This window comes from Sulfobacillus harzensis (assembly GCF_012933365.1).
Lineage (GTDB): Bacteria > Bacillota > Sulfobacillia > Sulfobacillales > Sulfobacillaceae > Sulfobacillus_B > Sulfobacillus_B harzensis.
The window spans coordinates 12,647-38,681 of sequence record NZ_JABBVZ010000035.1; the positions used below are offsets into that span (position 1 = coordinate 12,647).

23 protein-coding genes, 1 pseudogene and 1 riboswitch are annotated in these 26,035 nt (G+C 56.4%); of the genes and pseudogenes, 12 read left to right on the forward strand and 12 right to left on the reverse strand.

Annotated features, from left to right (window positions below; translation table 11 throughout):
• Positions 1–217 precede the first annotated feature (217 nt).
• Positions 218–1,996, forward strand: coding sequence for a peptide ABC transporter substrate-binding protein (locus HIJ39_RS11310; protein WP_169099731.1), 1,779 nt, complete (start codon positions 218–220; stop codon positions 1,994–1,996).
• 61 nt (positions 1,997–2,057) lie between these two features.
• On the opposite strand, the gene glpK is transcribed toward HIJ39_RS11310, so the two are convergent.
• Both glpK and HIJ39_RS11320 read right to left on the reverse strand, forming a co-directional pair.
• Positions 2,058–3,533, reverse strand: coding sequence for a glycerol kinase GlpK (gene glpK, locus HIJ39_RS11315; protein ID WP_169099733.1), 1,476 nt, complete (start codon positions 3,531–3,533; stop codon positions 2,058–2,060).
• A 41-nt stretch (positions 3,534–3,574) separates the two neighbouring features.
• Positions 3,575–4,120 (reverse strand): GNAT family N-acetyltransferase, encoded by a 546-nt coding sequence (locus HIJ39_RS11320; protein WP_169099735.1) that lies wholly within the window; start codon positions 4,118–4,120, stop codon positions 3,575–3,577.
• A 364-nt stretch (positions 4,121–4,484) separates the two neighbouring features.
• Between HIJ39_RS11320 and HIJ39_RS11325 the strand changes: the two genes are divergently transcribed.
• The gene (locus tag HIJ39_RS11325) at positions 4,485–4,898 is read left to right on the forward strand and encodes a hypothetical protein (protein WP_169099737.1); all 414 of its coding nucleotides are present in this window, start codon (positions 4,485–4,487) and stop codon (positions 4,896–4,898) included.
• A 639-nt stretch (positions 4,899–5,537) separates the two neighbouring features.
• Here the strand turns inward: HIJ39_RS11325 and HIJ39_RS11330 are convergent.
• Together HIJ39_RS11330 and HIJ39_RS11335 are read right to left on the reverse strand one after the other, a co-directional pair.
• Positions 5,538–5,822, reverse strand: a complete 285-nt coding sequence (locus HIJ39_RS11330; RefSeq protein WP_169099739.1) for a hypothetical protein — start codon at positions 5,820–5,822, stop codon at positions 5,538–5,540.
• 218 nt (positions 5,823–6,040) lie between these two features.
• Positions 6,041–6,469: a ferritin family protein gene (locus HIJ39_RS11335; protein ID WP_169099741.1), complete on the reverse strand. Its 429-nt coding sequence runs from the start codon at positions 6,467–6,469 to the stop codon at positions 6,041–6,043.
• A gap of 269 nt (positions 6,470–6,738) precedes the next feature.
• Between HIJ39_RS11335 and HIJ39_RS24140 the strand changes: the two are divergent.
• Positions 6,739–7,221 (forward strand): annotated as a pseudogene (locus tag HIJ39_RS24140) (nuclear transport factor 2 family protein).
• Positions 7,222–7,442: 221 nt separating this feature from the next.
• Here the strand turns inward: HIJ39_RS24140 and nagB are convergent.
• The 3 genes from nagB to HIJ39_RS11355 are packed head-to-tail and all read right to left on the reverse strand — an operon-like array spanning position 7,443 to position 10,722.
• Complete coding sequence (gene nagB, locus HIJ39_RS11345; protein WP_169099743.1) at positions 7,443–8,162, reverse strand: glucosamine-6-phosphate deaminase; 720 nt, start codon at positions 8,160–8,162, stop codon at positions 7,443–7,445.
• Positions 8,163–8,191: 29 nt separating this feature from the next.
• The gene (locus tag HIJ39_RS11350; RefSeq protein WP_338055154.1) at positions 8,192–9,412 is read right to left on the reverse strand and encodes an MFS transporter; all 1,221 of its coding nucleotides are present in this window, start codon (positions 9,410–9,412) and stop codon (positions 8,192–8,194) included.
• Positions 9,412–10,722: a 6-phospho-beta-glucosidase gene (locus HIJ39_RS11355; RefSeq protein WP_169099747.1), complete on the reverse strand. Its 1,311-nt coding sequence runs from the start codon at positions 10,720–10,722 to the stop codon at positions 9,412–9,414. Before HIJ39_RS11355 ends, HIJ39_RS11350 begins: the two co-directional genes overlap by 1 nt.
• 316 nt (positions 10,723–11,038) lie before the next feature.
• On the opposite strand from HIJ39_RS11355, the gene HIJ39_RS11360 reads away from it, so the two are divergent.
• Together HIJ39_RS11360 and dacB are read left to right on the forward strand one after the other, a co-directional pair.
• Complete coding sequence (locus tag HIJ39_RS11360; RefSeq protein ID WP_169099749.1) at positions 11,039–11,764, forward strand: GntR family transcriptional regulator; 726 nt, start codon at positions 11,039–11,041, stop codon at positions 11,762–11,764.
• Between the two features lie 72 nt (positions 11,765–11,836).
• Positions 11,837–14,644: a D-alanyl-D-alanine carboxypeptidase/D-alanyl-D-alanine endopeptidase gene (gene dacB, locus HIJ39_RS11365; RefSeq protein ID WP_169099751.1), complete on the forward strand. Its 2,808-nt coding sequence runs from the start codon at positions 11,837–11,839 to the stop codon at positions 14,642–14,644.
• On the opposite strand, the gene HIJ39_RS11370 is transcribed toward dacB, so the two are convergent.
• Positions 14,628–15,755 (reverse strand): hypothetical protein, encoded by a 1,128-nt coding sequence (locus HIJ39_RS11370; protein ID WP_169099753.1) that lies wholly within the window; start codon positions 15,753–15,755, stop codon positions 14,628–14,630. The genes dacB and HIJ39_RS11370 overlap by 17 nt on opposite strands.
• Before the next feature lie 957 nt (positions 15,756–16,712).
• Positions 16,713–16,848: riboswitch (cyclic di-AMP (ydaO/yuaA leader) on the forward strand.
• Between the two features lie 9 nt (positions 16,849–16,857).
• Here HIJ39_RS11370 and HIJ39_RS11375 point away from each other — a divergent pair.
• From HIJ39_RS11375 to HIJ39_RS11390, 4 genes are all read left to right on the forward strand, one after another.
• Complete coding sequence (locus HIJ39_RS11375) at positions 16,858–18,084, forward strand: peptidoglycan-binding protein (protein ID WP_169099755.1); 1,227 nt, start codon at positions 16,858–16,860, stop codon at positions 18,082–18,084.
• Positions 18,085–18,181: 97 nt separating this feature from the next.
• Positions 18,182–18,481, forward strand: a complete 300-nt coding sequence (locus tag HIJ39_RS11380; RefSeq protein ID WP_169099757.1) for a putative quinol monooxygenase — start codon at positions 18,182–18,184, stop codon at positions 18,479–18,481.
• Between the two features lie 84 nt (positions 18,482–18,565).
• On the forward strand, positions 18,566–19,132 hold the full coding sequence (locus tag HIJ39_RS11385) for a DJ-1/PfpI family protein (protein ID WP_169099759.1): 567 nt from the start codon (positions 18,566–18,568) through the stop codon (positions 19,130–19,132).
• A 43-nt stretch (positions 19,133–19,175) separates the two neighbouring features.
• Positions 19,176–19,493, forward strand: a complete 318-nt coding sequence (locus HIJ39_RS11390) for a DUF309 domain-containing protein (RefSeq protein WP_169099761.1) — start codon at positions 19,176–19,178, stop codon at positions 19,491–19,493.
• On the opposite strand, the gene HIJ39_RS11395 is transcribed toward HIJ39_RS11390, so the two are convergent.
• The 3 genes from HIJ39_RS11395 to HIJ39_RS11405 are packed head-to-tail and all read right to left on the reverse strand — an operon-like array spanning position 19,490 to position 21,606.
• The gene (locus HIJ39_RS11395) at positions 19,490–20,521 is read right to left on the reverse strand and encodes an ATP-grasp domain-containing protein (protein WP_169099763.1); all 1,032 of its coding nucleotides are present in this window, start codon (positions 20,519–20,521) and stop codon (positions 19,490–19,492) included. The genes HIJ39_RS11390 and HIJ39_RS11395 overlap by 4 nt on opposite strands.
• Entirely contained in the window at positions 20,514–21,356 is an 843-nt protein-coding gene (locus tag HIJ39_RS11400) for a serine hydrolase (RefSeq protein ID WP_338055153.1), read from the reverse strand. The genes HIJ39_RS11395 and HIJ39_RS11400 overlap by 8 nt, the downstream gene beginning before the upstream one ends.
• Before the next feature lie 58 nt (positions 21,357–21,414).
• Entirely contained in the window at positions 21,415–21,606 is a 192-nt protein-coding gene (locus HIJ39_RS11405) for a hypothetical protein (RefSeq protein WP_169099767.1), read from the reverse strand.
• A gap of 331 nt (positions 21,607–21,937) precedes the next feature.
• On the opposite strand from HIJ39_RS11405, the gene HIJ39_RS11410 reads away from it, so the two are divergent.
• Positions 21,938–22,672, forward strand: coding sequence for a YveK family protein (locus tag HIJ39_RS11410; RefSeq protein WP_169099769.1), 735 nt, complete (start codon positions 21,938–21,940; stop codon positions 22,670–22,672).
• Positions 22,669–23,328 carry a CpsD/CapB family tyrosine-protein kinase gene (locus HIJ39_RS11415; RefSeq protein ID WP_169099771.1) on the forward strand — a complete coding sequence of 220 codons (660 nt, stop codon included), beginning with the start codon at positions 22,669–22,671 and terminating at the stop codon, positions 23,326–23,328. Before HIJ39_RS11410 ends, HIJ39_RS11415 begins: the two co-directional genes overlap by 4 nt.
• Here the strand turns inward: HIJ39_RS11415 and HIJ39_RS11420 are convergent.
• Positions 23,319–24,524 carry a sensor histidine kinase gene (locus HIJ39_RS11420; RefSeq protein WP_169099773.1) on the reverse strand — a complete coding sequence of 402 codons (1,206 nt, stop codon included), beginning with the start codon at positions 24,522–24,524 and terminating at the stop codon, positions 23,319–23,321. The two genes, HIJ39_RS11415 and HIJ39_RS11420, sit on opposite strands and share 10 nt — an antisense overlap.
• 302 nt (positions 24,525–24,826) lie before the next feature.
• Between HIJ39_RS11420 and HIJ39_RS11425 the strand changes: the two genes are divergently transcribed.
• Complete coding sequence (locus HIJ39_RS11425; protein ID WP_169099775.1) at positions 24,827–25,879, forward strand: hypothetical protein; 1,053 nt, start codon at positions 24,827–24,829, stop codon at positions 25,877–25,879.
• The last annotated feature ends 156 nt before the right edge of the window (positions 25,880–26,035 follow it).

Below are 26,035 nucleotides of genomic sequence, written 5' to 3' on the forward strand. Positions count from 1 at the left end.
TTCGTCGCCTGAGAGCCTTTTCCTTGAATGATGCCCGAGAAGGCTTGGGGAGGACTGGGAACGGGACATGAAGCCTGCCTCGTGGAATCGACCTCCGAGGCGCCTTTTCACCCCTCCGAATTTCCCAAAAGATGGCCCCTATCCCAAGAAGGACATTTTCCCTAAATGTCGAAAGTCTCTTGCTTATATCTTGCGATAAACTGAAGGAGGTTACTCGATGCTACCACATGTTTCGGCGTCATCGAAGCCATCTGGACTTCGTGCCAAAAAGAAGCTCTCCCTGGGAGCAGCATTGGCCGCCGTCATGATGTTCGCTGCCGCCTGCGGAAGCACAGCGACCAAGGGTTCGACCACTAGTGCCAGCACCGGGTCGCCTAATCCCAACGGCGTCATTAATTATGCGGAGACGCCCGATTCCAGCCTTAACTGGTTCCTTCCCATTGTCAACGCCAGCTATGACAGCATTCAAAATTTCCAGTTCATCTACCAGATGTACAAGCCTCTTTTGTGGGTGAACGCCAATTACAGCATCAACTGGAATTCCTCGATTGCCAAGAAAATTACCTACAACAAGGCTGGTACCGTGTACCATGTCTTCCTACACAAGAAATGGCACTGGTCCAATGGCCAGCCTGTGACCAGCAAGGATGTACTGTTCTCATGGGACGTGATTAAGGAAGCTTCATCACCTCAAGCCCCCGCTCCCTGGCCTTATGTTGGTGCCGGTACCGGCGACATCCCCAATGGGGTTCAGAGCGTGGTGGCTAACAACCCCTATGAGGTCACCTTCACACTCAAGAAGCCGGCCAATCAGCAATGGTTCATCTTCAACGGGATCATCCAGGTTGTCCCCATGCCGAGTGCGGCCTGGGACATTCATAAGAACATCTTGAACGAGGTCAAGTACCTGGGTTCGGAAGGCAGCAATCCCCAGTTTGACCAGGTAGTTGACGGCCCGTTTAAGATTGGCCGCACCAAACGCGATCAATATTGGGAGCTCGTGCCCAATCCCAAATACAATGGACACAAGAGCAAGGTCAAGGCCCTCTACTTTGACTATGAGGGCTCCTCCTCAAGTGAATTTGCGGCCTTGAAAACCGGCACGGTCAACGTCGGATATCTCGACTTATCCCAATATGGATCCAAGAGCGTCCTCACCAATCTCGGGGACGTGATTACGCCTGAATATCTATTCGGGTATTTTGAGACGCAGCTCAACATGTTCCCCGGGTCGCCGGTAAAGTCCCTGCTGGACAAGCTCTACGTCCGCCAGGCGTTGCAAATGAGTCTTAACCGCCAGGCGATCAACCAGGACATCTATCATGGCTACGCGCCCCCGATTGATGGACCAATTCCCCAAACGCCCAAGACCCAATTCTTTGACCCTGCGCTGGCAAAGAATCCATATCCGTACAGCCCCGCCAAGGCGCGGAAGCTCTTAGAAAGCCATGGATGGAAGATGGTCAACGGCGTAATGACCCGTCATGGACAGCCATTAGCACTGAGCCTGGCCTATCCCACCGGTACGCAATCGGAAACGACGGAAGTCCAACTGATGCAAGCCGACTGGGCCAAGGCCGGGATTAAGGTCTCCCTGCAGAGTATGCAGGCCAACCAGTTGGAGGAGATAACCTACACGCCCTCCGAGTCGGCCCATTGGGACATGGCCACGGGTCTGGCCTGGTTCTATGACGGCCCCGGCTATTGGCCGACCGGCGGTCAGTTGTTCGCGAGCAATGCGCCATCGGGATTCGGTTACAGCAATTCAACCGAAGACGCCTTGATTCAGGCGACCCACCAGCCTTATCCGACCGCGCAACAATCGCTGAATGCGTTCTACAAATACGAGGACTTTACCGCCACGCATTTGCCGGTGTTGTGGCAGAACAACGTCGGAACTTTAGCGGTTCATGCCCCCAACGTCCACGGCTCGGTCAAGTACGCCGATGCCTCAGTAGGATTCCCGCAAATGCAGTACTGGTGGGTTTCGAAATAAGCCGCATTCACGAGGAGCTGCCCCGGGCAGCTCCTCTTGTTTACTCCCCAAGATGACGGCGTCAGCTCCTAGCCCGGTCGATGGCGGCCTTCCATCCTCGGTACAGCGTCTCCCGAATGTTCTGCTCCATCTCAGGAAGAAATGGGGGATCGAACCCGAGACCTGCCGGAAGATTGTCAACGCTCAATAGTCCACGTCCCATCCCTGCCAAAAGAGCCGCCCCCCAAGCCGTGGCCTCAAGGTTCCGCGAGCGTTCGACCGCCGTCCCCAAAATGTCGGCCTGAAACTGCAGCAGGAACCCATTTTTCGCTGCCCCGCCGTCCACTCTCAGCGCCTCTACCCAAAGGCCCGAGTCCTCGCGCATAGCTTCCAGCACATCGCGCGATTGATAGGCAATCGCCTCCAAGGCGGCCCGCACTAGATGGGCTCGATCGGTGCCACGCGTGATCCCCGTAATGATGCCCCGGGCCCCTTCATCCCAATAGGGGGCACCCAGCCCGGAAAAGGCCGGCACCAAATACACGCCCCCCGTGTCTGGGACCGAACGCGCCAGCGCTTCGGCTTCCTCCGAACGGCCAATGAGTTGCAACTCATCCCGCAGCCATTGCACCACCGCACCGCTGGCAAAAACCGATCCCTCCAGGGCATAGGTCACGTCTCCGGAAATCGACCAGGCCACCGTGGTCAGAAGACCATGGCGCGACGGTACGGGTCTTTGGCCGGTATTCATGAGGACAAAGGACCCCGTGCCGTACGTGTTTTTCACCATACCGGGTTTGAGGCATCCCTGCCCCAATAGCGCCGCCTGCTGATCGCCCGCCATGCCGGTCACGGGGATGACACGTCCCAGCCACTGGCGATCAATTTCACCGATCTCCCCCGCTGAGGCGCCCACCTCGGGACACATCGCTGGTGGGATGTCGAGAATCTGCAATAATTGCTCATCCCAGGTCAAGTCATGAATGTTGAACATGAGGGTGCGGGAAGCATTGGAGACGTCCGTACGGTGAAGGCGTCCCCCAGTCAAGCGATATACAAGCCAGGTGTCCACCGTCCCGAACAAAATATCGCCGCGTTCGGCACGACGTCGAAGTTCGGGCCTTTGTTGAAGGATCCAAGCAACCTTGGTCCCAGAAAAGTATGGGTCCAGCACCAATCCAGTCTTCTCATGAAAGACCGGTTCGAGTCCATCTTCGCGGAGCTTTTGGCAGATCGGGATGGTCCGTCGACATTGCCATCCAATCGCCGGGTGAACAGGCCTTCCGGTGTGGCGATCCCAAAGAATCGTCGTCTCCCGTTGATTCGCGATCCCTATCGCCACGATACGGTCTGTGGCGTTGGGAACGGCGCCAAGACAATCCTGCATGGCGGCCCAAAGTGAAAACCAAATCTCTTCCGGATCTTGTTCCAGCCATCCAGGCTCCGGATATCGCTGCGACAAGGGTCGCTGTCCCGAGGCTACAACTTCTCCGCGCTCAGTGAACAGAATGGCTCGCGAACTGGTGGTGCCCTGGTCCAGGGCGAGAAGGAGACTCATCCACTTACCCCCAAAACGACGTTGGTCTGTTTCAAGACTCGTTAGCTCATCGTGCGGCCGCCCGGCGAATGATGACGGGGCTGAGGAATATATTGCATAGCGACAAACAAGAAAATGCCGCCATTGGTCTCTTGCTCAAAAACCCGCTGTGCGCGGAACCCCGCCCTCTCATAGACTGTGCGGGCGCGTTCATTGAAAAGCGCCACAAAGAGGCATGGGGTGTGGCGGGGCCAGAGGGTTCGGGTCAAAGCAAGAATCTCCTGCATGAAAAGCGCACCAAGCCCTTGGCCAGTAAGACCCGGGGAAAGCCCGAGCCCCAGTTCCACCTCTGAATCATGGGTCTCGAAAATGACAAAGCCCACCCGATCCCCGACCACGGTTTTCCATACCCAATGACTATTCGGCGCCCAGTTCTCGATGTCCAGCAATTCCGCCCGATCATCCGGGTCGGCGTCAAAGTCATAAAAGTCGTAGGGTGGAGGGTAATGCCAAGATGAAATGGCAACGGCGTCATCCGCCGTCATAGGTTCCCAATGAAAGATGCCCTCACCCCCAGCCAGCCCTGTCGGTTCACCATGTCGCGCCAATATCTTACCCCGGATGATGGGAAACAGCTCTGTGCCCATTAGCATGTGATATCAAGAAACTTGCTAGCCCAAGCCTAAAGGACGTGACTTTCCGAGTCGGCCTTACATCCGGTTAGGGCTTACCTCAAAATAATGCATCAAGGTGCTGCAGTTACCATTAACTGGCTTGTGGCGAAAAATTAACGAATCGTTGCCATACCCTTCGTTCTTTTGCAATCAAGCGAGATGGACGCAACCCCATTATAGGCGTTGATTGAGGTATTGCGTTAAGCGTCGGCGCGCCGTCTAATCATGGCCAATCATCGCTCCCAATCCCGCTCAGCATCGCTATTGATCTATAATTCAGATAAAGGAGGTGGAAAGATTGGATGTCACATTAAGACGCCGGTTGCATTATACGTCAGATTGGTTGGCGGCCAGTGCCGGGATTTTAACCGTAGCCGCCGCCGCTTACCTCTGGTTTGCGCCCGGAGGTGCGGGGACGAGTTGCACTGGCACTTTGCACGGTTCCTCGTGCCAGTCTCTCCCGTACGTTTTGAGCACGGGAGTCGCCTCGTTCGTGTTGACTCCACTGGTGGTTGCGCTTGCTGTATTACTCGCGGGGCTTTTGTTTCATTATCGTCGAAAGCGTCTTTTCCTGGGCGGCTTCGGAGCGGCCGTTGTGGTATTTTTGGTCGCTTCGTTTGGGATAGACTGGCCCTTTTTGCCCGCAGCGGTGTTCAGCATCATAGCAGCCTGCCTTCCCCCTATCGCCGAAGGGCGGTACGATCGGAATTAATCCTTGTGGATTAAGCCGACGTGTTCTCGCGCCGGCCATAATATTTGTCCCTTGAGCGGTGATTGACGGATCGTGTGCACTTGGTGCACCGCAGATTCGCAAATCAATGGAGACGGTCGTTGGGAACCGAACCCAACTCCAGTCCTTCACAACGGGCACTAACGGTTTGACTGCATTGGAGCTTTGAATGGGCATAAGCGCCAATGTGGAATGATCGCGGGATTGTTTTGCACAAAAAGATCCGAGAAGATGGAATACTGGTTGGTGCCCACAGCAAATACCTGAAGCAGCTACCGGATCCTGCTGGACTCTCCAATACCAGGAACAACTTCCCGCCGTCTACCGGGATGTCGACGTCACCGGTTGACGTTTGAAAGACTACCCCTTGCTGAGCGAGAATACTCGGCAGCACGGGCAATACCGGCCCAGGTTGCGGCGTAAAAATCGTCCAGGCCGTACCGCGAACGGTGAATATGTTGCATTTTCACTCATACGAAGCTCCCTCCCCTGAGCTCCATTCCAAAATATGGAAGGGTGTGCTTATTAGCGTGTGCCCCTTTCTCTCTGTTAGTTTGGGCATTCGCGGCTCATCGTGCAGCCACGGAAGCTGCTCGTACTTCAGAGCATTAGACTGTTACTTCAGGGTCGAGGCTTGGGGTTTTTGGCCCGCGTCGTATTGCCGGTTCCACTCGGCCAGTGCAAGTTCAGGACGAACCGCGCAGTGCCGACGGCTTGCTTAAAGAACCGGATCGGATCCGTCGTCGGATCCAACTGGATTTTGTGCGCTAATGTAGCATGGACGGCCTCTTTTAAGCTCTTGCGATAGTTCCGCAACCCGTACAACCGCGCGGAAAACACCTGCGTAATGGTGAGTAAATCTTGGACCAACTCCTGTTCGGGAGATAAGTGCTCTTGATTGAGCACTAAAATCTCACAACCGTGTTGCTGGCAGAATCGCTCGAATCGCTCGAACCACTCATAACCAAATCAAGTCGACCGGTCTTTATGGGCCAGCATCACCGTACCGACTTCTTCCCGCGGCAATTCCGGAGGCGCGGTTAGAGAGAGGGCCGGCCGTGAATCCGACACGTACCAGCCCTTTGTTCCAACATGGACCGCTGTATCCGATGCCATCTCGGCAGTTAGAGAATGTTCTCCAACAAGGCTAACCAAATACGGATATGCCCGAACTCGTCGCCCATGATGGTCATCAACAGATACCGAATTTCGCGAGTGGGCGCGATCGATGCCAAATGAGCGTAGCGCGCGACGGCATGGGTTTCGCCCACAATCGCCATTCGAATGTCCTCGACATAGCCCGTGTTGGCCGGAGGTTGAACCGGCGGTGCGCCCTTGGCGTCAGGATTTAATTGATGGAGCAGCGCTGCCTGGGTCCGTGCATGGGCGGATTCGTCCCCCACAATGCTGGTGATGATTTTGCGGGAGATATCATCCGGGCTCTCGTTGGCAATGTTGGCATAAAACTCGACGTCCGAGAGCTCATCCTGGAGAGACTCCTCAATTTGTTCAACAAAGCAACGAAGGTCATCCTTACGATCGGTCTCTGACAATGTGTTGCCCCCCTTTTTCGTGATTGAGCTTACGTGCTCACCACACGGTATGCACACTGGTACATTTTGGCAACACCTGGTTGCGGAAAATGGCCCGACTGGGCAAATTACGGGATTCGGTCCGCGCGACGCGATACAACCGATTATTGGCACCGACCTCTGCCATCTGCCGGGGGACCTATTTTCGCGACCATGCCAGACGCGAATCTTGACATGGTGGTCGAGCTTCGTCATGGTAGATCCAAAAGAGCCCCTGCGAGGTGAAGAAAATGAGTGCAGACGAAGCACGGCCGCCGTTTCCTCCCTTTGACGAGGAGAGTGCCCGACAGAAAGTGCGGATGGCCGAAGATGCGTGGAACACGCGCAATCCGGAAAGAGTGGCGTTAGCCTATAGCAAAGACAGCCAATGGCGAAACCGATCCGAGTTTATCCACGGTCGGGAGGAAATTATCGCGTTTTTGCGGCGCAAGTGGGCACGGGAATTGGACTATCGCCTCATTAAGAGTCTCTGGGCCTTTCACCAGGACCGCATCGCAGTCCGCTTCGCCTATGAGTAGCACGACGATTTGGGCCACTGGTACAGGTCCTACGGGAACGAGATGTGGCAATTTAATGCCCAAGGCCTAATGGTGCGCCGACATGCGTCGATTAATGACCTCTCGATTCAACAATCAGATCGCCTGTTTCATTGGCCTCTGGGTCCCCGACCGGCCGACGTGCCGGAGTTGGAGGCGTTCCCTATTCCCTTGTAATAGTTGGGCCAGCAATCGCGAAAGATAGGACACCGTGAACGTTGGCGACCAGGTCCCAGCCGGACACCCTGATTTTGGAACGCGAAGCACCCATTATGTGGGGGCACCCCCATACGAAACGTTTAGAGGCGCGTCCCGTTTTGCAGTCACAAAGGACGTATCCCAAAGAGACCGCGTTTCCCGCCACACTTCATGTCGAAGGCGTCCCCGCAGCGGCGCCGTTACAGATCGGCCGCCGCCTCCTCATCCAGCACGAAGGTGACATTGGGGTGCATTTGCAGAAAGCTCGCGGGCACCTCGGTTGAGACTTCCCCCGACAAAGCGCGTTTGACGGCCCAGGCTTTGTCACGTCCAAACGCCATGAGCACAATCGCTTTGGCCTGTAAAATCGATTGAATCCCCATGGTAATCGCTTGATCCGGCACCTGTTCCCCACTGCCAAAGAAGCGGGCGTTCGCCTGCATGGTATCTTCCGTAAGTTGAATGACATGGGTACGGGTCTTCAAGGAAATGTCCGGCTCATTGAACCCGATGTGGCCATTACGGCCAATGCCGAGGATCTGCAAGTCAATCGGATGGGCGGCCAAAATGGCGTCATAACGGACGCATTCCGCCTCCAAATCGTCGGCGGTGCCGTCGGGTATGAATGTCCGGCCGGGGGGAATATCAATCTGACTAAACAAGTGATCCTGCATAAAGCGGTGGTAGCTTTGCGGATGAGTCCAAGGGAGTCCGACGTACTCGTCCAAATTGATGGTGGTCACGTGACTGAAGCTTAACCCTTGGCGGTGAAAGTCCACAAGTTGACGATAGAGGTTGACCGGCGTCGCCCCCGTGGCTAATCCCAACACCGGATGCGGTTCCCGCTGCAAGAGACTTTCAATAAGCGCTGCCGTATAGACTGTCGCCAAGCTGTCTGATGAGAAGCGTCGCACCTTCATAAGTCTTCTCCTTATATTAGAGTCATCGCCTAGAGTCCGGCACCCACGCCGTGAGCCGCCTCATAGCGACGAATGGCCATCCGCGTAAACAGGGGCAAGGCCAACATGGCACCACTTGAAATCGCCGTCAACACAATGAAGGCTGCATCTCCGAGGGTACGCACGAAAAGCCCGCCTATTAAGATGGTGGTGCGCGACAGCGCAAAGGGGAACTCCATCCAGAGCCCAAAGCGGGTGCGCCACACCACGTCACCCTGCATGATGACGCGATAGCGTTGTCGGCCCGAGGCGCCTTGCAGATAGAGCCCGCCCACCCGCATTAACAACACCACTATTGTGCTCCAACCGTTCTTGGGCACAAGAAAGGCGAGTCCATAGCTGGCTAGAATAAGCACGATGCCCATGACCAACCACACATCCTGGGAAAAGTGGGCACGGCGATACCAGGTTAACGCCGCCAGTAAGATAAATGAGTAGCCGATGTTCAAGAGCGCTACGATCCCCACATTGTTGCTGACGGTGAAGATGTAAATCATTGAAAATAAGGTGAGAAACTGATTGACCAAACCGGTGCACATGACCACCGCCATTACCCAGGCTGTTCCAGGCTTGGCAAAAACCTCCCGAAACCCAATCCGGCCTTGGAATAGATTCTCGGCAAGCCCTTTATGGGGAAGGCGTATCGACACGACGAAGGCCGCCAGTACGAATACCAGCATAATGAGAAAGGACAGCCGAAAACCGGCGGCGCCGACAATCCCCGCCGAAATGAGGGGGATCGCCACCGCAATGGCTTGTCCCAGCACGGTGTTGATGGAAAAATAATCAGCATACTGTTCTGACTTTAAAAAGGTGTACATGGATGAGTTGTTGGCGGCCCAAAAGAACCCTTGCGTGAGTCCAAAGGCCATCCCGATGCCGAGTGTGAAGAGCGTCCGCCAGCCGGGCACATAGAAAAACAGTGCCAGAAAGGTCACCCCGGCAAAAATGCTGGACAACAGCATGACGAAGCGGATGTCCCGTTTGTAAAGATAATGGGAGCCGAGAAAATAGGACGCAAACAAGGCAACCGTGCCAGCCAAATTGAACAGGCTCACGGCCAGAATGGATTCACCTTGGCGCCACCAATACAGGTTGACAAAGATGGTGACAAAATTGAAGATGGCCTGCATGGACGCGTTGACAGCAATCACCCACCAGACATCGCGGGGCAAATCGGGTACGCGTTCCCGAACCCAAACCACCGCCATCAAGCGAAGAACCGCGGCAACAACGAGCGGTTCTGCTCCAATATCTGGTCCAGCATCTCCCGGGCCGTATCCCCGGACGTCACTAACGGATGCAAGGTGAGCGCTTCCAGCGCAAGGCCGTAATCGCCTCGTACGGCCGCTTCAATGGTCAACTCCTCATAGGCTTTCACCACTTGCAGAAGGCCGCGCATAGACGTCGGCACCGGCAGTTCCAATTGAATTGGATGGGCTCCAGTCGCATCGATAACCGCATTCACCTCAATTGACGCGTCAGCCGGCAAGAAGGGAAGAATATGGCCATTGCGCACGTTCACCGTCTGGACATCACGGCGATCACTATAAATGGAGGCAATCAGTTCCACCGCCGCCAAGGAGTAATACGCGCCGCCCCGCTGCTCCAACTGCTTGGGCTTTTCCGCCAACTGGGGGTTTTGGTAGAGTTCAAACAGCTCTTGCTCAATGCGCTGCACGACTTCCCCGCGAGTCCCTTCGGTGCGCGCCTGCTGTTTTTCGTCGCGAAGCATTTCGTCGGTCATGTAGTAATAGCGAAGATAGCTGCAAGGAATCGCTCCCAAGCTCTTCAGCAGCACCGGATTCCAATCCAATGCGGGAATGTTCTTCACCGACGCCGCGTTGTTCAGCATGGACCACACTAGCGGCATAATGTCGGTATCGCCGACGCGAATTTTCCGAGCCCAGTTGAGGTGGTTGATGCCTACCCATTCAAAGTCCACCAATGCCCGGTCTACCCCCGCCATCTCGGCAATTTGCATTCGGGTGCCGATGGCCAGATTGCACAGCCCGATGTTCTTCACGCCCCCATATTTGAGCACCGCCTCGGTAATAATGCCGGTCGGGTTGGTAAAGTTAATCATCCAGGCGTTGGGGGCCAGATTCTGGATATCCTGCGCAATATCCAGAATAACGGGGACGGTCCGGAGCGCTTTGGCAAAGCCGCCCGCCCCGGTGGTCTCCTGCCCAAGACAGTCAAAGCCGAGCGGAATGCGCTCGTCCCGCACCCGCGCGGGCAAACGCCCCACGCGAATTTGTGTGATAACGAAGTCGGCATCGTGGATGGCCTCTTGGCGATTAAGCGTCAGATGCACCCTTATGGGTACAGCGGCCTTCTCCACCATGCGCCGCGCCAAGGCTCCAACAAGTTCGAGCTTCTGTCGTCCTTCTTCAATGTCGACTAAGTAGAGTTCTTGGATCGGAAACTCGTGATGATGGCGAATCAAGCCTTCCACCAGCTCGGGAGTGTAGCTTGACCCCCCGCCAATCACCGCCACCTTCAGCGCCGCTGTGGCCATCCATACCGCTCCCTCTCGCCCATCAAACAACTCTTGCGTGTCCAAACGATGAAACCTGTCTAGACATTTATATCGACGTGCTGGGATGCTGTCAACTCATTGGTTCGTGTTGCCTTGTTAAAGGCAACAGAATATCGAACAAGGGAAAAAGTTCCCTTAATGCAGATCCACCTCGGCATCGCAACCCCACGATATTCGGCACTATACTCAAACCGACCTCTAAAATAGACAACCAGCAACCGATGGATGGATAATGAGATTTGCTTGGATTGTCTAGACATTCATCCATATCATTCGGTGTGGGGAGGTGACGTGGTTGACGGAAAGCGACGCGCTAGTGCCCAAATATTATCGTATCCAACGGGACTTGTTGGATCGCATTCGCAACCATGATTGGCTGCCGGGTGCAGCCATCCCCTCAGAAACCGACCTTTGCAAGCAATATCAGGTGTCACGGGGCACAGTCCGACGCGCCTTGGATGAGTTGGATCGGCAAGGGCTGATTATCCGGTCGCCTGGCCGCCCCACTATTGTCAACACGCCCAAGATTCCCCTGTTGTCAAGTGGCTTTCGCACTGACATTGCCAAGAAGGGCATGGTTCCGGGTACCGAGGTGTTGACAATAGGGTATGTTAAGGCGCCGCTTCCCATCGCCGAATTGTTGGACGTGGATCAGGGCGTCCCGGTTCTCGCCATCGAGCGGGTCATCACCGCCGATGGTGTTCCGATTATTATCGAGACCGCCCATATTGCCCGGGACACGCAGCCCATTGAAGCCCAAGAAGTCAAAAGCCGTTCGCTGTTGGAGCTTATCCCGGAAAAGTGCGGCGTGTACCTCACCCGGGCGGTCGAATCATACGAGCCCATTCGCCTGTCGGCGTCACAGGCCCGCCTTCTTCATTGCCGTGCTGGTGATTTGGCCATTCAAGACCAAGCGTTGCTGTTTGATTCCGACCAGGTGCCGCTTTACGTCTCAACCGCGGTAGTGCGGGGCGACAAGGCTCGCATTCTCACGGAAACAAGTTTTAATGTTCATCGCTAATCATTTCATGGTGACCTCGCTGAACCTAACGGCGTTTATGAGATATCGACATGATTCAAAGGAGGCCGCTTTGTGGCACGAATCTCTGTAAAAACAACAGTGATTGCCATTCTTGCGGCAGCCGGCATCGTAGCCCCTCAGTCCGGACTCATGACCCGAGCGGCGGGACGGATTCTTACCGTCCCGCGGCATGCGCTGCAGCGTGTCGTGCAACCGCGGGCGGCGGCCGCATCGGACGTCACGACTCCGCTACAATCGGCCTGGCTAAAGCTTATTAATCAACCCAGCTTGTCGCATTCACAGGTTTCGGCCTATGCGGTGGACTTAAACACCCACCAGGTTCTGGCCGCCATCAATCCCAACACCCGCCTCACTCCGGGGTCGGTGACCAAGCTATTCACCAGCGCAGCCGCGCTGGAAACATTGGGCGGCCAGTATCGCTACACGACCCGGGTCATGATTCCCTCAACACCATCGGGGACGCCGGGCCCTATCTATCTTGACGGCGGCGGCGATCCCTGGCTGGAGGCCAATGGCCACGCCGATCTGGAAGCATTGGCCAAGCAGGTGGCATCTCAAGTGCCTGACGCCACCAAGGTCATTGGCGTTGGCCAGTCCTTTAGCGGACCGGGATACGGAATTGGCTGGCCACTCGGCATGCTGCCCCAAAATTACGCCGCCGCCACAAGCGGCCTCATGGCAGAGCGCAGCGAGGTCGCCGTCTATGTTTTGGGCGGCTTAACCCCAGGTGCCGCACCCACCGTGTCCTACAAATTCAATGGGCCGGCGCAGGACCCGAATTATTTCACCGTGGACAACCATGCCACGACGACAGAGCCCGGAAGCGCCACGACCATCAAGGTGACCCGTCTCTTGGGAACGAATACGCTCAAGATCATCGGCCATATCGCGGCAAAGTCCACCGCGGGGCCGTTCGTTCTCTCGGTCGGAAATCCGGCGCAGTTTGCCGCGGCATTATTTGAGAGCGCGTTAACACAAGACGGGGTGCATTTCAGCCAACCCGCGACCAGTGCAAGGAACGCCCCAGCAGGTCTCACAACCATTGCGCGTCACGTATCCAAACCTCTCGCGCATCTTTTGCAATTGCAAAACCAATTTTCCATCAACCAAATGGCTGAAAACCTCTATCGTGCGGCCGGCCACAACGGTTCGCTATCATCTGCCGCCGAAACGGTTACGGCGCTCGATCACAATGCACAAATACCTGCGGGCAACGTTCAGGTAGACGGGTCGGGCTTGTCCCCGCTCGATCAAATGAGCGCCCGCGACGTGGTTCAATTGCTAAGCTATGCCTCCCGCCAACCCTGGTTCTCCACCTTTCAGTCATCGTTAATGCAGCTGAACAATCCTCATGGCTGCGGCTTTTTATGTCCGCCCACATGGCGCTTTCCCATGCCAACTGGCACGGGGCTTTGGGTGAAGACGGGCAATTTGGCCAATCAGTGGAACATTGCCGGCTACGCCCGCACCCAAAACGGTCACCTGGTGGCCTTTGCCATTCTCGACGACGGAACGCCCACGTCAGCCAATGATGGCTCAAACTCCCCCATCTTCCAGATGATGGGGGATGTCGTCGATTGGCCGAGACCGGCCGTCACGAACGGGTCCACACGCGCCTTTGCTGGGGGCATCCTCCCGAACGCCGTGAGGCCCATTGTGGCCGCGCTGCCGAATCTAAACGGCGCCACCATGAGTCTCGCGGTGGTCAACGTCCGCACCGGTCAGCTGCTCTACCAGCAAAACGGCCAGGTGCTGACCCGTGCCGGACTCGCCCCCCGTGTTGTTCTCGCTGCAGGATCGCTAGCCCATCTGGGATCGACTATCCCAGGGGTGCGCCTCATCGCCCACGGCGCGATTCAACAAGGGGTGTTAAACGGCGATTTGGTGATCGAAAGTCAAGACGCCAATCTCACCGCTCTTCAGATTAAGCGGTTGGCAAACCAGGTTAAAGAGGCCCGGATTATTGCGGTCAACGGACCGATTGAATATGAAAGCGCCCGACCCAGCAGTGCGTCCATCGATGCCCGCCGCTTTCCCCCGTCGTTGCCGTGGAACGCCATAGGCCATGGATGGGCTGCGCCCCGCTCGTCGCTCAGCTTTAACTTGGATCAAGCGCAGCTCACCGTCACGGCTGGTCGTGTTGGAGATCCTGCAATGGTGCAACTAGATCCCAGCTACCCGATGATTCACCTTTCCTCTCGGGTGACGACCGTCGGCTCAAACAACGTCCCCGCCATCAGGATGTATCCGAACTTCACGACCGGATCCATGGTGATATCAGGCACGGTGCCCGCCGGATATTGGGGACGTGTCGCCGTGTCTCTTCCGCATCCCGGTCTTTACGCCGCCTTAGCCCTGCAAAACCAACTCACGTCAGACGGCATCCAAATCCATGGAACCCCTCAAGCGACGACAGGAGCGGCTAGTGGGGCTTTGGTGGGCTCCTCTCCCGCCACTTCCGTGACGCAACTCGTGCACCAAAGTCTGACAGTGCCCTCCATGCTGCCCAGTGAGATGTTGCTGACGGCTCTCGGGAAGAACGCCTCCGTGGCCATTACGCCCCTGACTCAAGGATTGGCCACCGATGTCAAGGACTGGACGGGCGCCGGATTGGAAAACTATCTCACCGCAGACGGGCTGGGACACGTATTGACCGTCGAATTTCATCGTCCCGCTGACCGGCCAATGGTGACCTGGCTCTCACACCACGTCTGGATCGGCAAGGCGCCTGAGCAAGAGGAAATGCTGGCCTATGTTCATGGCCCAGGGAACACGGTGTACGGGGTGGCGGCGCTGATTAGCGGCCTGCCTTGGAATGGCCGCTTGTCGCCTCAGGCATTCTTTATCCCGGATCCCTAATGCCGGCGGCCAGATCGTGCAGCCATTGCAACCGTGCCGGGGTCAATAAGCCGAGATTGTAGAAGGCAAACCGTCGGGCACCAAGCCCCAACAACAGCTCCACCCGCGTGCGGGCCTCGTCAAAGGTTTCCGCCACGGATGGCAAAAGACTTTGCCCGATCATAATCTTTTTCGGATCCCAGCCTTTTTCTTGAAGCCACTCCCAATCGCTTTGAAGGGTCGCTTCATCCCCGTAGCCCAACACGATAACCTCCTGCCACAGCGTCGGGTTGGGATCCAATCCCTGAATCCACGACAGCGAGGCTTTTTGTTCGGTCGCCATCAGAATGGGAACCAGGGGAACTTTAACCGTCTCGTGCCATGAGGCTAATAAGGCATTCAAATATTGGCTTCGTTCTTCGAAGAAGGTGCCGACCACCGGCCGGCCGAGCAAAAAATTGTCAAGGCTCAACAATTCTTCGGCAAGAAGGGTGCCGATGCCGCCCCTGACCGCCTGCCGCAAGCTTGACCAGTCCAAGCGGGCCGAAAAAGTGTGCTCGCAAGCGTCGCAAAAGCAGATGGAAAAGAGACTTTGCATGAGCGGCGTCGGCTTGAGTCCTAAAATATCGTGGTGGGCTCCATGAACAGCCGGCAAAAAGCCCAACGCCTCAAGATCCAACGCGGAAAAAACCTCCATGTTCGCCAAGGAGGCAATCAGCCCGCGTATCCGGTCGGCATTGGCTATGGGACAGGGTGCATGCGGCAGCACATCGCCAAACACGTTGACAACCGGATCCCAGCCGGGCTTGTCATGCGCCACGATAGTCCAGCCCCGAAGGCTCATGTTTGCGGCATGAAGCGCCTTAGACAAATCGCGCACCAGCGTTCGTGGAGAGAAGTGCAAGTCTCCTTGACGCCATTGATCGTCGGACAGGTCAATGAGCGGCCCTGATTCCTGGGTGATCCAGCGCGGCTCCGATTTCGTCAGAGACAAAACTTGGCCACTGTGATAGGTGGTCGCCAGGCTTAATTCCTGGACGCCCAAATCCTGCAATAACTGAACGGCTCCATCGATACCCAGTCGGGCTACATCCCAGGGATATGCCCATACCGAAACGAGACCCTCTGCCATAGATTCCTCCCTTTCAAATTTAGGTGGAAGTTCCGCTCCCGCTTGAATCCCTCACAAGCAATTGCGGGAAAGCCATTAAATCGGCGCGTGGAGCGATTACAAAGAACATCGACCTAAGAATAACGAGCCGGTTGCCCTGTCGAATCACGGCATTGTGAAGTCGCCGTCCAAAATGCCGAACACGAGCTCTCCCTTCAGGGACCGCAAGGAACGCACCTCTTCCATCGTTTTGCCGACCTCATGGCGCAACGGGGCTTCTTCGTGGATACGGTGGTGTTCGTCCCTCACTAATTTTGTTCGTGCGGTTCTCGCTAACGAGATGCGCCACCGGATTTTTTCCAGCACTTCGCGGAGCACCTTCAGCGCGTCCGTTGACGACTCCCTGGGCAATTTTTCGCTCGTGACTCCCGCTCCTTCCCGATCGGATGATAGATCAGCCGACGAAGATGGTTCATGCGATGTCCCCATTATACTTCGAGCTATCTCGACAAACTTCTAATCAATTCGCGGTTGTCATGCTTTCAACCTGTTGGTTTACCTCAACATCCTCATGCGACTGGCGGGACCATGCGCCTGTCTGGACAATAACCGAGTGTTCCGGACGCCATTATTTTGGGGTCAAGAATCCTTTCATCGGCTCACAGACCCGATTGCATTTGGCACCATTCTCACGCAGACCATTTTGACAAAGCGGCAATTTCTTCCTACAGATGAGGGGAATTTTGGATCCCTGTTCTCTGGCTTAGGCCGAAAATCCTCAAATACAGCGGGCAAACACACCGGCTCTACAAACTCAAGTGGAAACCATTGGATTCATTCGCAAACATTCTTCCTGTTATTGGTATGGACAAGCAATTGTTCTTGAGACTGACTCTCGCATCACCTTTCGGAGGGTAACTTGCCGCAACCCTTGCTACGGCGACTTTTCCGCATCTGACGGAAATGTCTAGCTTGATTACCATATGCGTGCCAAATTGTCATCGTTTGACAACCGGGGGAACCGCCTCAGGGGTGAATCGACACATGTCGTAGGGCCTTACCTCTCCTCGCCCGAACCCGTCAGCTAACTCCGGAGGCACTATTCGACGAGAGGGGTTTATTCATGCACATAGCGTTAAAACCGGCCTTGGGAGCTAGCGTTCTCGGCCTGGGTCTCCTCATCGGCGGTGCCGCCGAAGCGCAAACCGTCCCTTCCACGGCAGCGCTGACCAGCGTTCATCCGGCGATGCGCCAAGTTCTATTTGCCGGAACCAAGGGCCATTGGGTGGCGACCCTGCAAGCGGACCTCAATTTGTTAGGTTATAAAGCGGGTCCCATTGACGGCGTCTTTGGCCCAGAGACTCAAGCGGCGTTAGAAGCGTTCCAACGCCAACATGGATTTCAGCCTACCGGCGTGACCTCGCCCTTAGTGTGGCAGGACATCTTGGCCGGGCTGCACCTGGTTCCTAACGTCGACCCACAGGGTGCCTCAGCGCCCCTTAGCACGCCGTCCACGGCAACCCTGACGGCTTGGCATCCCGCCATGCGGCAGGCCCTGTATCCCGGTGTCAAAGGTCACTGGGTCATGACCTTGCAAGCCGATCTGAAAGACATTGGCTACAGCCAAGTGGGACCTGTCGATGGCATCTTTGGACCTAAGACCGAGGCGGCGCTGGAAGCATTCCAACGCCAACATGACTTCATCGCCACAGGCGTCACCTCCCCGTTGGTCTGGCAGGACATTTTGTCCGGTTTTGGCTTGACTCCCGCCGTGCCCGGGACCGGGAAATTCAGCAAACCAGGCGCCGGACAAGGGCCGAGAACAGCCAAGCCAGCACCAGCGCCGAAATCGACGCCAAGAGCGATCCCGTCGCCGGCCCCCATTTCTAGTGGGAACGCCACAGGACCGGTCCTGCCGGCCCATTTTCCCACGGGAGGAACCCCGGTCGCGGAGCCGTCTCTGCCCAATGCGTCAGGTGGACTCAGGGGTGAATTCACGCCCAGCGTCAAGACCATTGATGGTCGGCCAGTGTTGAAAGCCTATCACATGGTCGCGACGTCGTATGGACCAAGCTTGGCCGACAACTACCCATACGGACCCACCGACGCCTTCGGCCAGCCGTTGGAAGACGGCATGGTTGCGGTGGATCCCACGGTGATTCCCTTGCATTCAATCGTCTACGTGACCGGGTACCAAGACAACTTCCTGCCGTCTGGCGGATTCCTGGGACAAGCCATGGACACCGGCGGCGCCATTAAGGGCGACCGCGTCGACATCTTCATCAACGCGCCTGAAAACGTGATTAATGATTTTGGTGTGCAGCAGGTCACCGTGTACGTACTCGGATAACAACAGTAGGGCGAAAAGGCAGCCTGCCGGGACTTTCTCGGCAGGCTGTCCATTTTTCCCCGACAAGGCTAAAATAGCTAATAAACGGGAGGACACTATGGTCGTACTGACAGCCCATTATGTTACCCGCCCTGAAGACACGGACGCCATTTTAACCGATCTCGCCACCATGACCGAGCTCGTACGCATGCATGAGCCCGGATGCGCCGAGTACCGCGTGTTGCGCCGCGTTGACCAACCGCACGAGCTTCTCTTGTACGAAGCATATCAAGATCAAGCCGCTCTCGAAGCACATTCGGCAACCGCCTATTTCCAAGAAATTGTGCTTGGACGCATCGTCCCCCGCCTCATTAGCCGGGAACGGACGCTGTGGACGGTGGCGGGAGACCCCGTCTGATGTTCGATGGGGTGCCCACAGGGAGCGTTTTGTGCGATACAATGGCTTTGTCACATATTCCCAAATTGATTGGAGGGGTTTGCTATGCCGCGTGTGCTCATTTTAACCGGCGATGCCGCGGAATCCTTGGAGGTTATGTACCCATACCAGCGGCTACGTGAGGAAGGCTATGAAGTGGACATTGCTGCCCCCACGAAAAAAGTGCTGCAACTCGTGGTCCACGACTTTGAACCGGGATTTGAGACCTACACGGAAAAACCCGGCTACCGCGTCGAGGCGAACGTGGCCTTCAAAGATGTGAATCCATCCGATTATGTCGCCGTCGTCATTCCCGGTGGGAGAGCCCCGGAATATATCCGCAACGACCCGGACTTCACCCGCATTGTCCGCCACTTTTTCGACCAGGAAGCACCGGTTGCCCAGTTATGCCATGCCCCCATTGCCCTAGCAGCGGCCGGGGTACTCAAGGGACGCACATCCGCCGCCTATCCCGCTTTGGCGCCGGATGTGCAAGCGGCTGGCGCGACCTTCGTCGACGGTGCAGCGGTTGTGGACGGTCATATGGTATCCGCGCGGGCCTGGCCCGACCATCCTGAGTGGATGCGAGCCTTTCTGAAGGTCCTTAAGGAAAAGGCACCGGTTCACGCATAGACAGCCGGGCGGACATCCCGCCCGGCTTTTGTGAGGTAGTTGTATGGAGGAGTACTGGCACGCCTTTCGAATGGCCATGTTGCAATGCCGTTACTTTGAAGCCCATGAAATTCTCGAAGAGCCATGGCGCCTCTCGCACGACTGCAAATTGCAAGCTGCCATCTGGGTGGCCGCGGCATTTGTGCATAGCCAGCGGGAGAATTTTTCTGGAGCGCTTCGCCTCCTTAAACGGATCGAACCCTTGGCCCATGGGCCATTCGCCGAAGACCTCAACGGGTGGATCCGCGTCATTGAAAACGGCGGGGCACTCTCACCCCCATCGACAGCCCAAATACAGCATTTGGAGGATTGGGCGCGCTAATACCAGGCTTGACGTGCCAGATTGGTGACCAGGTCCCCATAGTCCCAGCCGATGGCTTCGGCAGCCAATCCCACCAGACTGGTGGCCGTTTCCCGCGCCGGTCTCCCCGGCCCCGTCATGTTGGGTTTCATATTGACATCAAAGAAGGCAAACACGCCCTCGCTATTCTCACGCGCATCAATCCGGAGAACCGCGCGGGACCCCAATCGTGCCGCCAAGAGCTCCGCGTTTCGCAACGCGTGGCGAATTTCGGCTGTCGATGAAGATATCACTCGGCTGTTTTCCACAATTGGTACGTCACCGTTATAGGGCATGACATGATTCACGTGCTGGTCGCGCTCCACTGCCGGCAGTGCCCAGGGCGTCTGCCGTTCAATGGGCGTGCCGTCATGTACATAGCGTCCGGGCGGGAGAACCGCAATGGTGATTTCACGCCCCGGCAATGCCTCTTCCACAATAATCCCGGGACCGAATCGGTCAAGCGGCCATGTCTGCCGCACCGCCTGAAACACATCGCCGTCGGGTACCCAATGAACCCCTTGGCTTCCGCGTCCTCGCACGGGCTTCATAACCCAGGGACCGCGTCCCGGAGGCGTGCCGTTCGTCCGCGAATCGATGACAACTTGTCGAGGCACAGGAAAACCCCCATCACGGAGAAAGTGGTAGGCCACCGTCTTATCCTCCACAATCTTGGCCAGATCTGTCTCAGGCCCAATGAACCCGAGACGCCCGCGAAAGCGGTCCACGGGATGCCCGGGATATACGATGGTATTGCACCAAAGAATGCTGGCTCCGGCCGCAATGGCCGCCTCAATGCCCTCCACGGTGTCGGGAAACGTCCAACCGTCGTCAAACCGTGGATCCGGATCGGTTGTCGGCGTGGCGACCGAAATCCCTCGGCCTTTCAGCGCAAAAGCAATATCGGCGCCGCTGTCGCGGTATCCCCCCGCCTTCATCGGCTTGATTTGGCCATGAATCGCCGGGGGCGGGGCCGATTGATGCAACAGCGCAATTTTTACCCTATGCATCTGTCTCGCGAGCCCAAGCATCCCCAACAAAGTGGTCAAACACGGCGCGAGAGACGGCGGGCAAGACAACCTGGGCCTCCGTATCAACGTGAAAGCGCGGATCAGTTGAACCCTCGCTCATGATGGCGATGGCATAGGTTCCCCAGGGAGTGGCCACGAGTCCGGCGTCATTGCGGACTCCTGTCAGCGATCCACTTTTGCTCATCACCCTCACCCGCGGCGGATCGTCGCCATTGTCGTCCAAGAGTTCATAAGGCAACGCACGCGTAAGAATGGTGTTGTATTGCTGGCGTTCCATGATGTCCAGCGCGATGGCTGAGTATTCGGGGCTCAAGAGGGTCTGGCGGTGAATCGCTTTCAGGAGTTCAACCAAATCACGCGGGGAGCTGAGCGCCAACGGATCGGGACTGTCAAATGCAATCTTGCGCCTCACCTGGGTCGACGACAATCCCGCATCGCGGCAGAGTTGATTCACGGCATCCAGTCCCACGGTTCGTATCGCCATATTGGTCGCGAGGTTATCCGAGACAATGATCATCAAGGTGAGCACATCGCGAAACGGTAATGAAATGCCGGCCGTCAAGTGCTGCAAGACACCGGATCCCTTGACGAAATCTTCGGGAAGATAGGTGATGGGCTCGTCCAAACAATGGATGCCGTTCTCGCATTGGCGAAGCGCCTCCACCAATACTGGGACTTTCATCACCGACGCGGTCTCAAATGGCCGCTCTACCTCCCCAAAGGCAATGATCTCTCCCCTTCCTAGATGTTCGGCATAAACGGCATAGCTGCCGCTGAATTGATTTTGTATGCCTCGCAGAAGTTCCACCAGCACACCATTCGCTCCTCTCTTTCCTTCCATGCTAACCCACGAAGGAGAGGAGACCACTATGTTAGTGGACTTCCTGCTCGGCGACCCAGCGAGGAAAACATGAACGGCAGATCCAGTCTACCGGCCACAACGTGTCTAGATGATAGTGCCCGTCGTGTCGATACACGAAGGCTTGGCCGCAGCGAAGGCAACGATGGACGATGGGCACCGGTTCCACCTCGTGAGGCAACTTCAGAGCCGCAGTGCTTTGCACATCATCAACCTCCTTTTTCGTTATTCAATCACCAACCTGTTGCCGAATTGTTACGGGAAGGATGCCAACGTTTAGAGGCATTGCACCGCTTCAGTCAGACCAAGCCTCTCCAACCCAGGGCCGGCAACTACCGCCTGCAACGGCCCTATTCGCGAACTGGCAGCAGGAACTTATAACAACCGTCGCACACGGTTTCTAATCCGTATCCCCAAACCCCTTCGCAGTCCCCTTCCGTCCTCCCGCGGGTGACGGGCCAATTCACCCTGCTCGGGTGATTTCGGGATCTTGGATGGCTGATAGACTGAACCAAACATGCGAGGAGTGATTACTCTTGGAATTGCTGGAAGTCTGGAAGACCATCCGACGGCGCCTGTGGCTCGTGTTGCTGATGGCCGTGTTGGCCGGCGGGACCGCCGCGTCACTTTGCCGCTGGTACTTGCCCAAAATGTATGCATCCACCGCGACGCTCATGGTCATTCCAGGCTCTGACTCAGGAGCTGGTTCGGGAGGCGGCACCTACATCGATACATTGGTGGCAGCCCAGCAAATGGTCGCCACCTATGCTGCCCTCGCGGAAAGCCCAGAAGTGTTGTCGCAAGCAAGCCAAGGCCTCACCAACGCACCCTCCCCGACGGCACTCAGCCACGATGTGACCGCCGCAGCCGAATCGGGTACCAACCTAATGACGGTCACTGTTAGAGCCAATTCCCCGCTGTTGGCCCAAGAACTTGCGAATGGCGTCGCGCAAACGCTTAGCAGCACGGTGGCCCGTGTGACCGGACAAAGTGGGTTAAAAGTCGTGGCCAGCGCTAAGGAGCAGGAGAAACCGGTATCGCCTCGCACTCTTCGCACCACCGCCACGGGCCTCGCCTTGGGCCTCATCCTTGGTCTGTTAATGAGCTTCATTTGGAATTCACTGGACGACGCCATACGTCGGGAAGAAGAAATCGTGGGGGCACTCTCGTGCGCAAGCCTTGGCGTCATTTCCCGAATACCGGAGGCGCAAGGCACCGCCAAGCGCGTTGCGAGCCATGCTGCCAATCCGCAAAGGAGTGTATCCTCATGACCGACACCATGCGTCTTTTAGACGGGTCGCAAAATTCGTTGGCTCTCGAGCAATATCGGGCCCTAAGAACCAATTTGGAATTTCTTTGGGTGGGTCGTCAACTCAAGACCGTGGTTATCACTAGCAGCTCTCCCGGCGCGGGCAAATCCCTAACTGTTGCCAATCTCGGGATCGCCTTTGCGATGGCCGGGATCCAAACGCTACTCATCGATGGAGATCTCCGAAGGCCTGCGCTGCACCGCCTCTTTCAAGTCGATGAACGCCCCGGGCTTACCACAACCATTATGCGTGGGCTAAATCCCCACGACAGCACCTGTACCTCCTTCATTCCACGACTTGCGATACTTCCCGCGGGACCTATTCCGCCGAATCCAACTGAGCTTCTTGCCAATGGACGATTCGAAGAGGTGTTGTCTCCCTTGAAGGACCGATTCGACATGATCCTTATTGATACCCCGCCCGTTCTCGCATACGCCGAAACAGCCCTATTGGCGCACGCAGCTGATGGCACCTTGTACATTGTCCGAGCGGGGAAGGGATCCCGTCGTATGGATGTCAAGGCATTGGAACGCCTCAGCCAGGCCCAAGCGCACGTGCTGGGCGCCGTCCTCAACGACGCCCAGCCACAGCCTAGCGATATGGCGTATTACGGGTAAACACTTCTTTTTGCCGCCAGCCGCACCCGTTTTTGGGTGCGGCTTACAGTCGAAGCGAGAGGAATGCAGGCCTGAACCAAGGTTCCTTGACCTGGTTTTGAGCGAATTCGAAAGGTTCCCCGCAGAGCCCGAATGCGATCCTCCATGAGTTCCAGTCCTAATCCCCCAACAGCGGGACTGACCGTGAAGCCTTGCCCCGTATCACTAACGGAAGCCTCTAAAATGTTTCCACGAAGCGCAATACGCACGTCAGCCCGCGGGGCATGCCCATGCCGCATCGCGTTCACCAGTGCTTCCTCGACAAGACGATAAGTGGTCAGACGGATTTTTTCCGGAATGTGATTGTGCATGGGATTGTCGAAGTGCAAGAACCGGGAATTAAATTCCACATGGACATCCATGACAGATTCATATTGAGCCATTAATTGAGCTAAGGCAGGCCGGAGTGCGATGCGAATGGCAACGGGATGCAACCGGTGGCTGAGTTGGCGGATATCAATCTCGCGCACCTGGTCTACCGTCTCGGCCAATCGCTGCAGGCATTGGGTCACGGGTTCGCTTATGGCATGTGAGTCAAGAACCTTCTGCAATTCATGCCAGACAATAAGGAGTTTCCCTTGGATGCGTCCGTGAAGCTCGCTGGCAATCTCCCTTCGGAGCCGTTCTTCCGACTCGGCTAGACTAGCCCCTACGCGTTGAACTCGGCGGAGACTCTTCTTGCTCTCTTGGCGGCGCACCATGTACCCAAACAGTCCTTGCAAGATCGCGACTACCGGTTCCATCCGCCGGACGATCTCCTCGCCAAGCGGCGACCCATCGTACAGGCACAAGGCGCCTTCCACGCGATTGGAAACCACAATCGGTAGAATGAGAACATAGCGGATTCCGGTAGTGCGCACGAATTGGCTCAATGCATGACCCTCCACCAGATCGGTGCACAAGGTCTCGATAGGGCCGCAATAGGCCTGACCGGCCAGAAAAATCGCTTCGAGAAGGCCGTGACCAGAAATGGCGCGCGGGCTGTTAGGGGACTTCATGGCAGAAGTAACCACCGAAGGGTCGGCCGCCAAGGCAAGAGTCCACGACTGGGACTGTTTGGGTAGATATCGGCAAATTTGCACCGCCCGAATGGCCGCAGCGATTTTTGCCAACGCCGCAAGGTGCTGCAATGGGATTTTATCTTCTTGGGTATACATTCTTATCCTCCATACTGAACAGACGACAGCGACAACGAGGTGGCATTCTGGATCCCAAAAACATTTCCCTGCAGTAACATTTTTCTAAACGTGATATTTACGTGACTTCTCTCGCCAAGAAGAGACCTTTCGACTGTCGAAATATGTCTGCGATCCGCTCTCAGACGTCCTTTTCGCCTACACTTGTCGATCGATTCTTTGTACCGTCGAGCATTTCGCCCCTTGTCACCCCTGGACGGGTGATACCCAGGAGGCACTACCCTCCGATACGCTGACGACATGCGAACGGGGGGAAGTGTAACATGGCCCGGTTAACGGAACGGCGCATTTTTGACCTAATTCTCGAAACGCTCCGATTACGTGTACGCTGGTTTTCACTGGTTGAGTACCAATGGACATTGCAATGCCCCCGAAAAATTGCCGATGGAGGTCAAGACCCGCCTATTCCCGACCCTCGGTGGAGGAACATCGGGCCGTGGCTTCACGACGATGCTCCCCCTCATGGTGTCATTAAGCCACAGTGCCAGTGGACCGTGGAGGACTCCGGGATTATGCGGCTGCCGTTTTTGGAAGAGCCGCGCATAGAATGGCTGGCCGCCGTTCCCATGCGACACGCTGCCGGGCGCGCGGTGGTTCTGTGGCTCGCAACGACCGATATGCCGGATCCCCCCAGGTTGGTCGCACTAAAGACCCGTTTATTGCCCACATTGCCCGTCCGTCATACCTGGCCCCGCCGCGCCAACATAGGACATGCACACGTTACCGCCGAGAGGATCTGGCAGTTTCGCAAACAGCAAGCGCATGCCCTCTCGGGCTCCATCTCCGACCGGTTGCTCGTGTTGTGGCTGAATTTGGCGTCCACAATCCCTGAACCCTCCGTGTCCCTTAAGGCTGCCCTGGCCGAGTTGGAACTCATCCGATCCCGGGACATCCAGGAGGTCGCGCGAAACCTGTATCCTGTCAGTCTCGAATGGAGCCTTCGCGAGGCTGTGCACACCATATTTTCTGATAAAGGACCTATCCCGATTCTTGCAACCGGTGGGTTCCGCCGCCAGGACAACCCACTCGAAAGCCCTTATCCTTATTGGTTTCGCTTGGCCATTTTGGACACCATTTCCCTGGCGGCGGATGAGCTCAACAACGCGGGCACGCCGGCCGAGGGTATTCGCCTAGATGCCCATGGTAACCGGGTGCATGTCACCGTCCATCATCGGCAGCCCCAGGTAGGCCATGCCCTTACCCAAACACGAGCCCTCGTCTCCTTGTTAGGCGGCTTAATCGGATCTATCCCCCGAATCACCCACATCTGCATTCCCATAGCTAGTGGCGAGACTCTTCCAAAAAAACCAGAGTAGCTTGAACCCGCGCATGGCGGGAACCTTCAGCCGCATCGATGGCCAGGGCTTGATAGACTTGCGAGATGTAGTTTTCTACAATAGTCTCTCGGTATTTAATCCGGATAAGCTGGGGATTTGCCAGTAATTAACTGGAAGCGCGGGTGCAAGAGATCA

Coding starts and splice junctions, on each gene's coding strand:
- HIJ39_RS11350 (WP_338055154.1), bottom strand. CDS start 9,412: ATGGCGGTGGTTTGGGTTCGGGAACGCGTACCCGATTTGCCCCGCGAT.
- HIJ39_RS11355 (WP_169099747.1), bottom strand. CDS start 10,722: ATGGCCACAGCGGCGCTGAAGGTGGCGGTGATTGGCGGGGGGTCAAGC.
- HIJ39_RS11380 (WP_169099757.1), top strand. CDS start 18,182: ATGGTCGTACTGACAGCCCATTATGTTACCCGCCCTGAAGACACGGAC.
- HIJ39_RS11385 (WP_169099759.1), top strand. CDS start 18,566: ATGCCGCGTGTGCTCATTTTAACCGGCGATGCCGCGGAATCCTTGGAG.
- nagB (WP_169099743.1), bottom strand. CDS start 8,162: ATGAAGGTGCGACGCTTCTCATCAGACAGCTTGGCGACAGTCTATACG.
- HIJ39_RS11390 (WP_169099761.1), top strand. CDS start 19,176: ATGGAGGAGTACTGGCACGCCTTTCGAATGGCCATGTTGCAATGCCGT.
- HIJ39_RS11420 (WP_169099773.1), bottom strand. CDS start 24,524: ATGTATACCCAAGAAGATAAAATCCCATTGCAGCACCTTGCGGCGTTG.
- HIJ39_RS11370 (WP_169099753.1), bottom strand. CDS start 15,755: ATGGCAGAGGGTCTCGTTTCGGTATGGGCATATCCCTGGGATGTAGCC.
- HIJ39_RS11310 (WP_169099731.1), top strand. CDS start 218: ATGCTACCACATGTTTCGGCGTCATCGAAGCCATCTGGACTTCGTGCC.
- HIJ39_RS11395 (WP_169099763.1), bottom strand. CDS start 20,521: ATGCATAGGGTAAAAATTGCGCTGTTGCATCAATCGGCCCCGCCCCCG.
- HIJ39_RS11375 (WP_169099755.1), top strand. CDS start 16,858: ATGCACATAGCGTTAAAACCGGCCTTGGGAGCTAGCGTTCTCGGCCTG.
- HIJ39_RS11425 (WP_169099775.1), top strand. CDS start 24,827: ATGGCCCGGTTAACGGAACGGCGCATTTTTGACCTAATTCTCGAAACG.
- HIJ39_RS11415 (WP_169099771.1), top strand. CDS start 22,669: ATGACCGACACCATGCGTCTTTTAGACGGGTCGCAAAATTCGTTGGCT.
- glpK (WP_169099733.1), bottom strand. CDS start 3,533: ATGAGTCTCCTTCTCGCCCTGGACCAGGGCACCACCAGTTCGCGAGCC.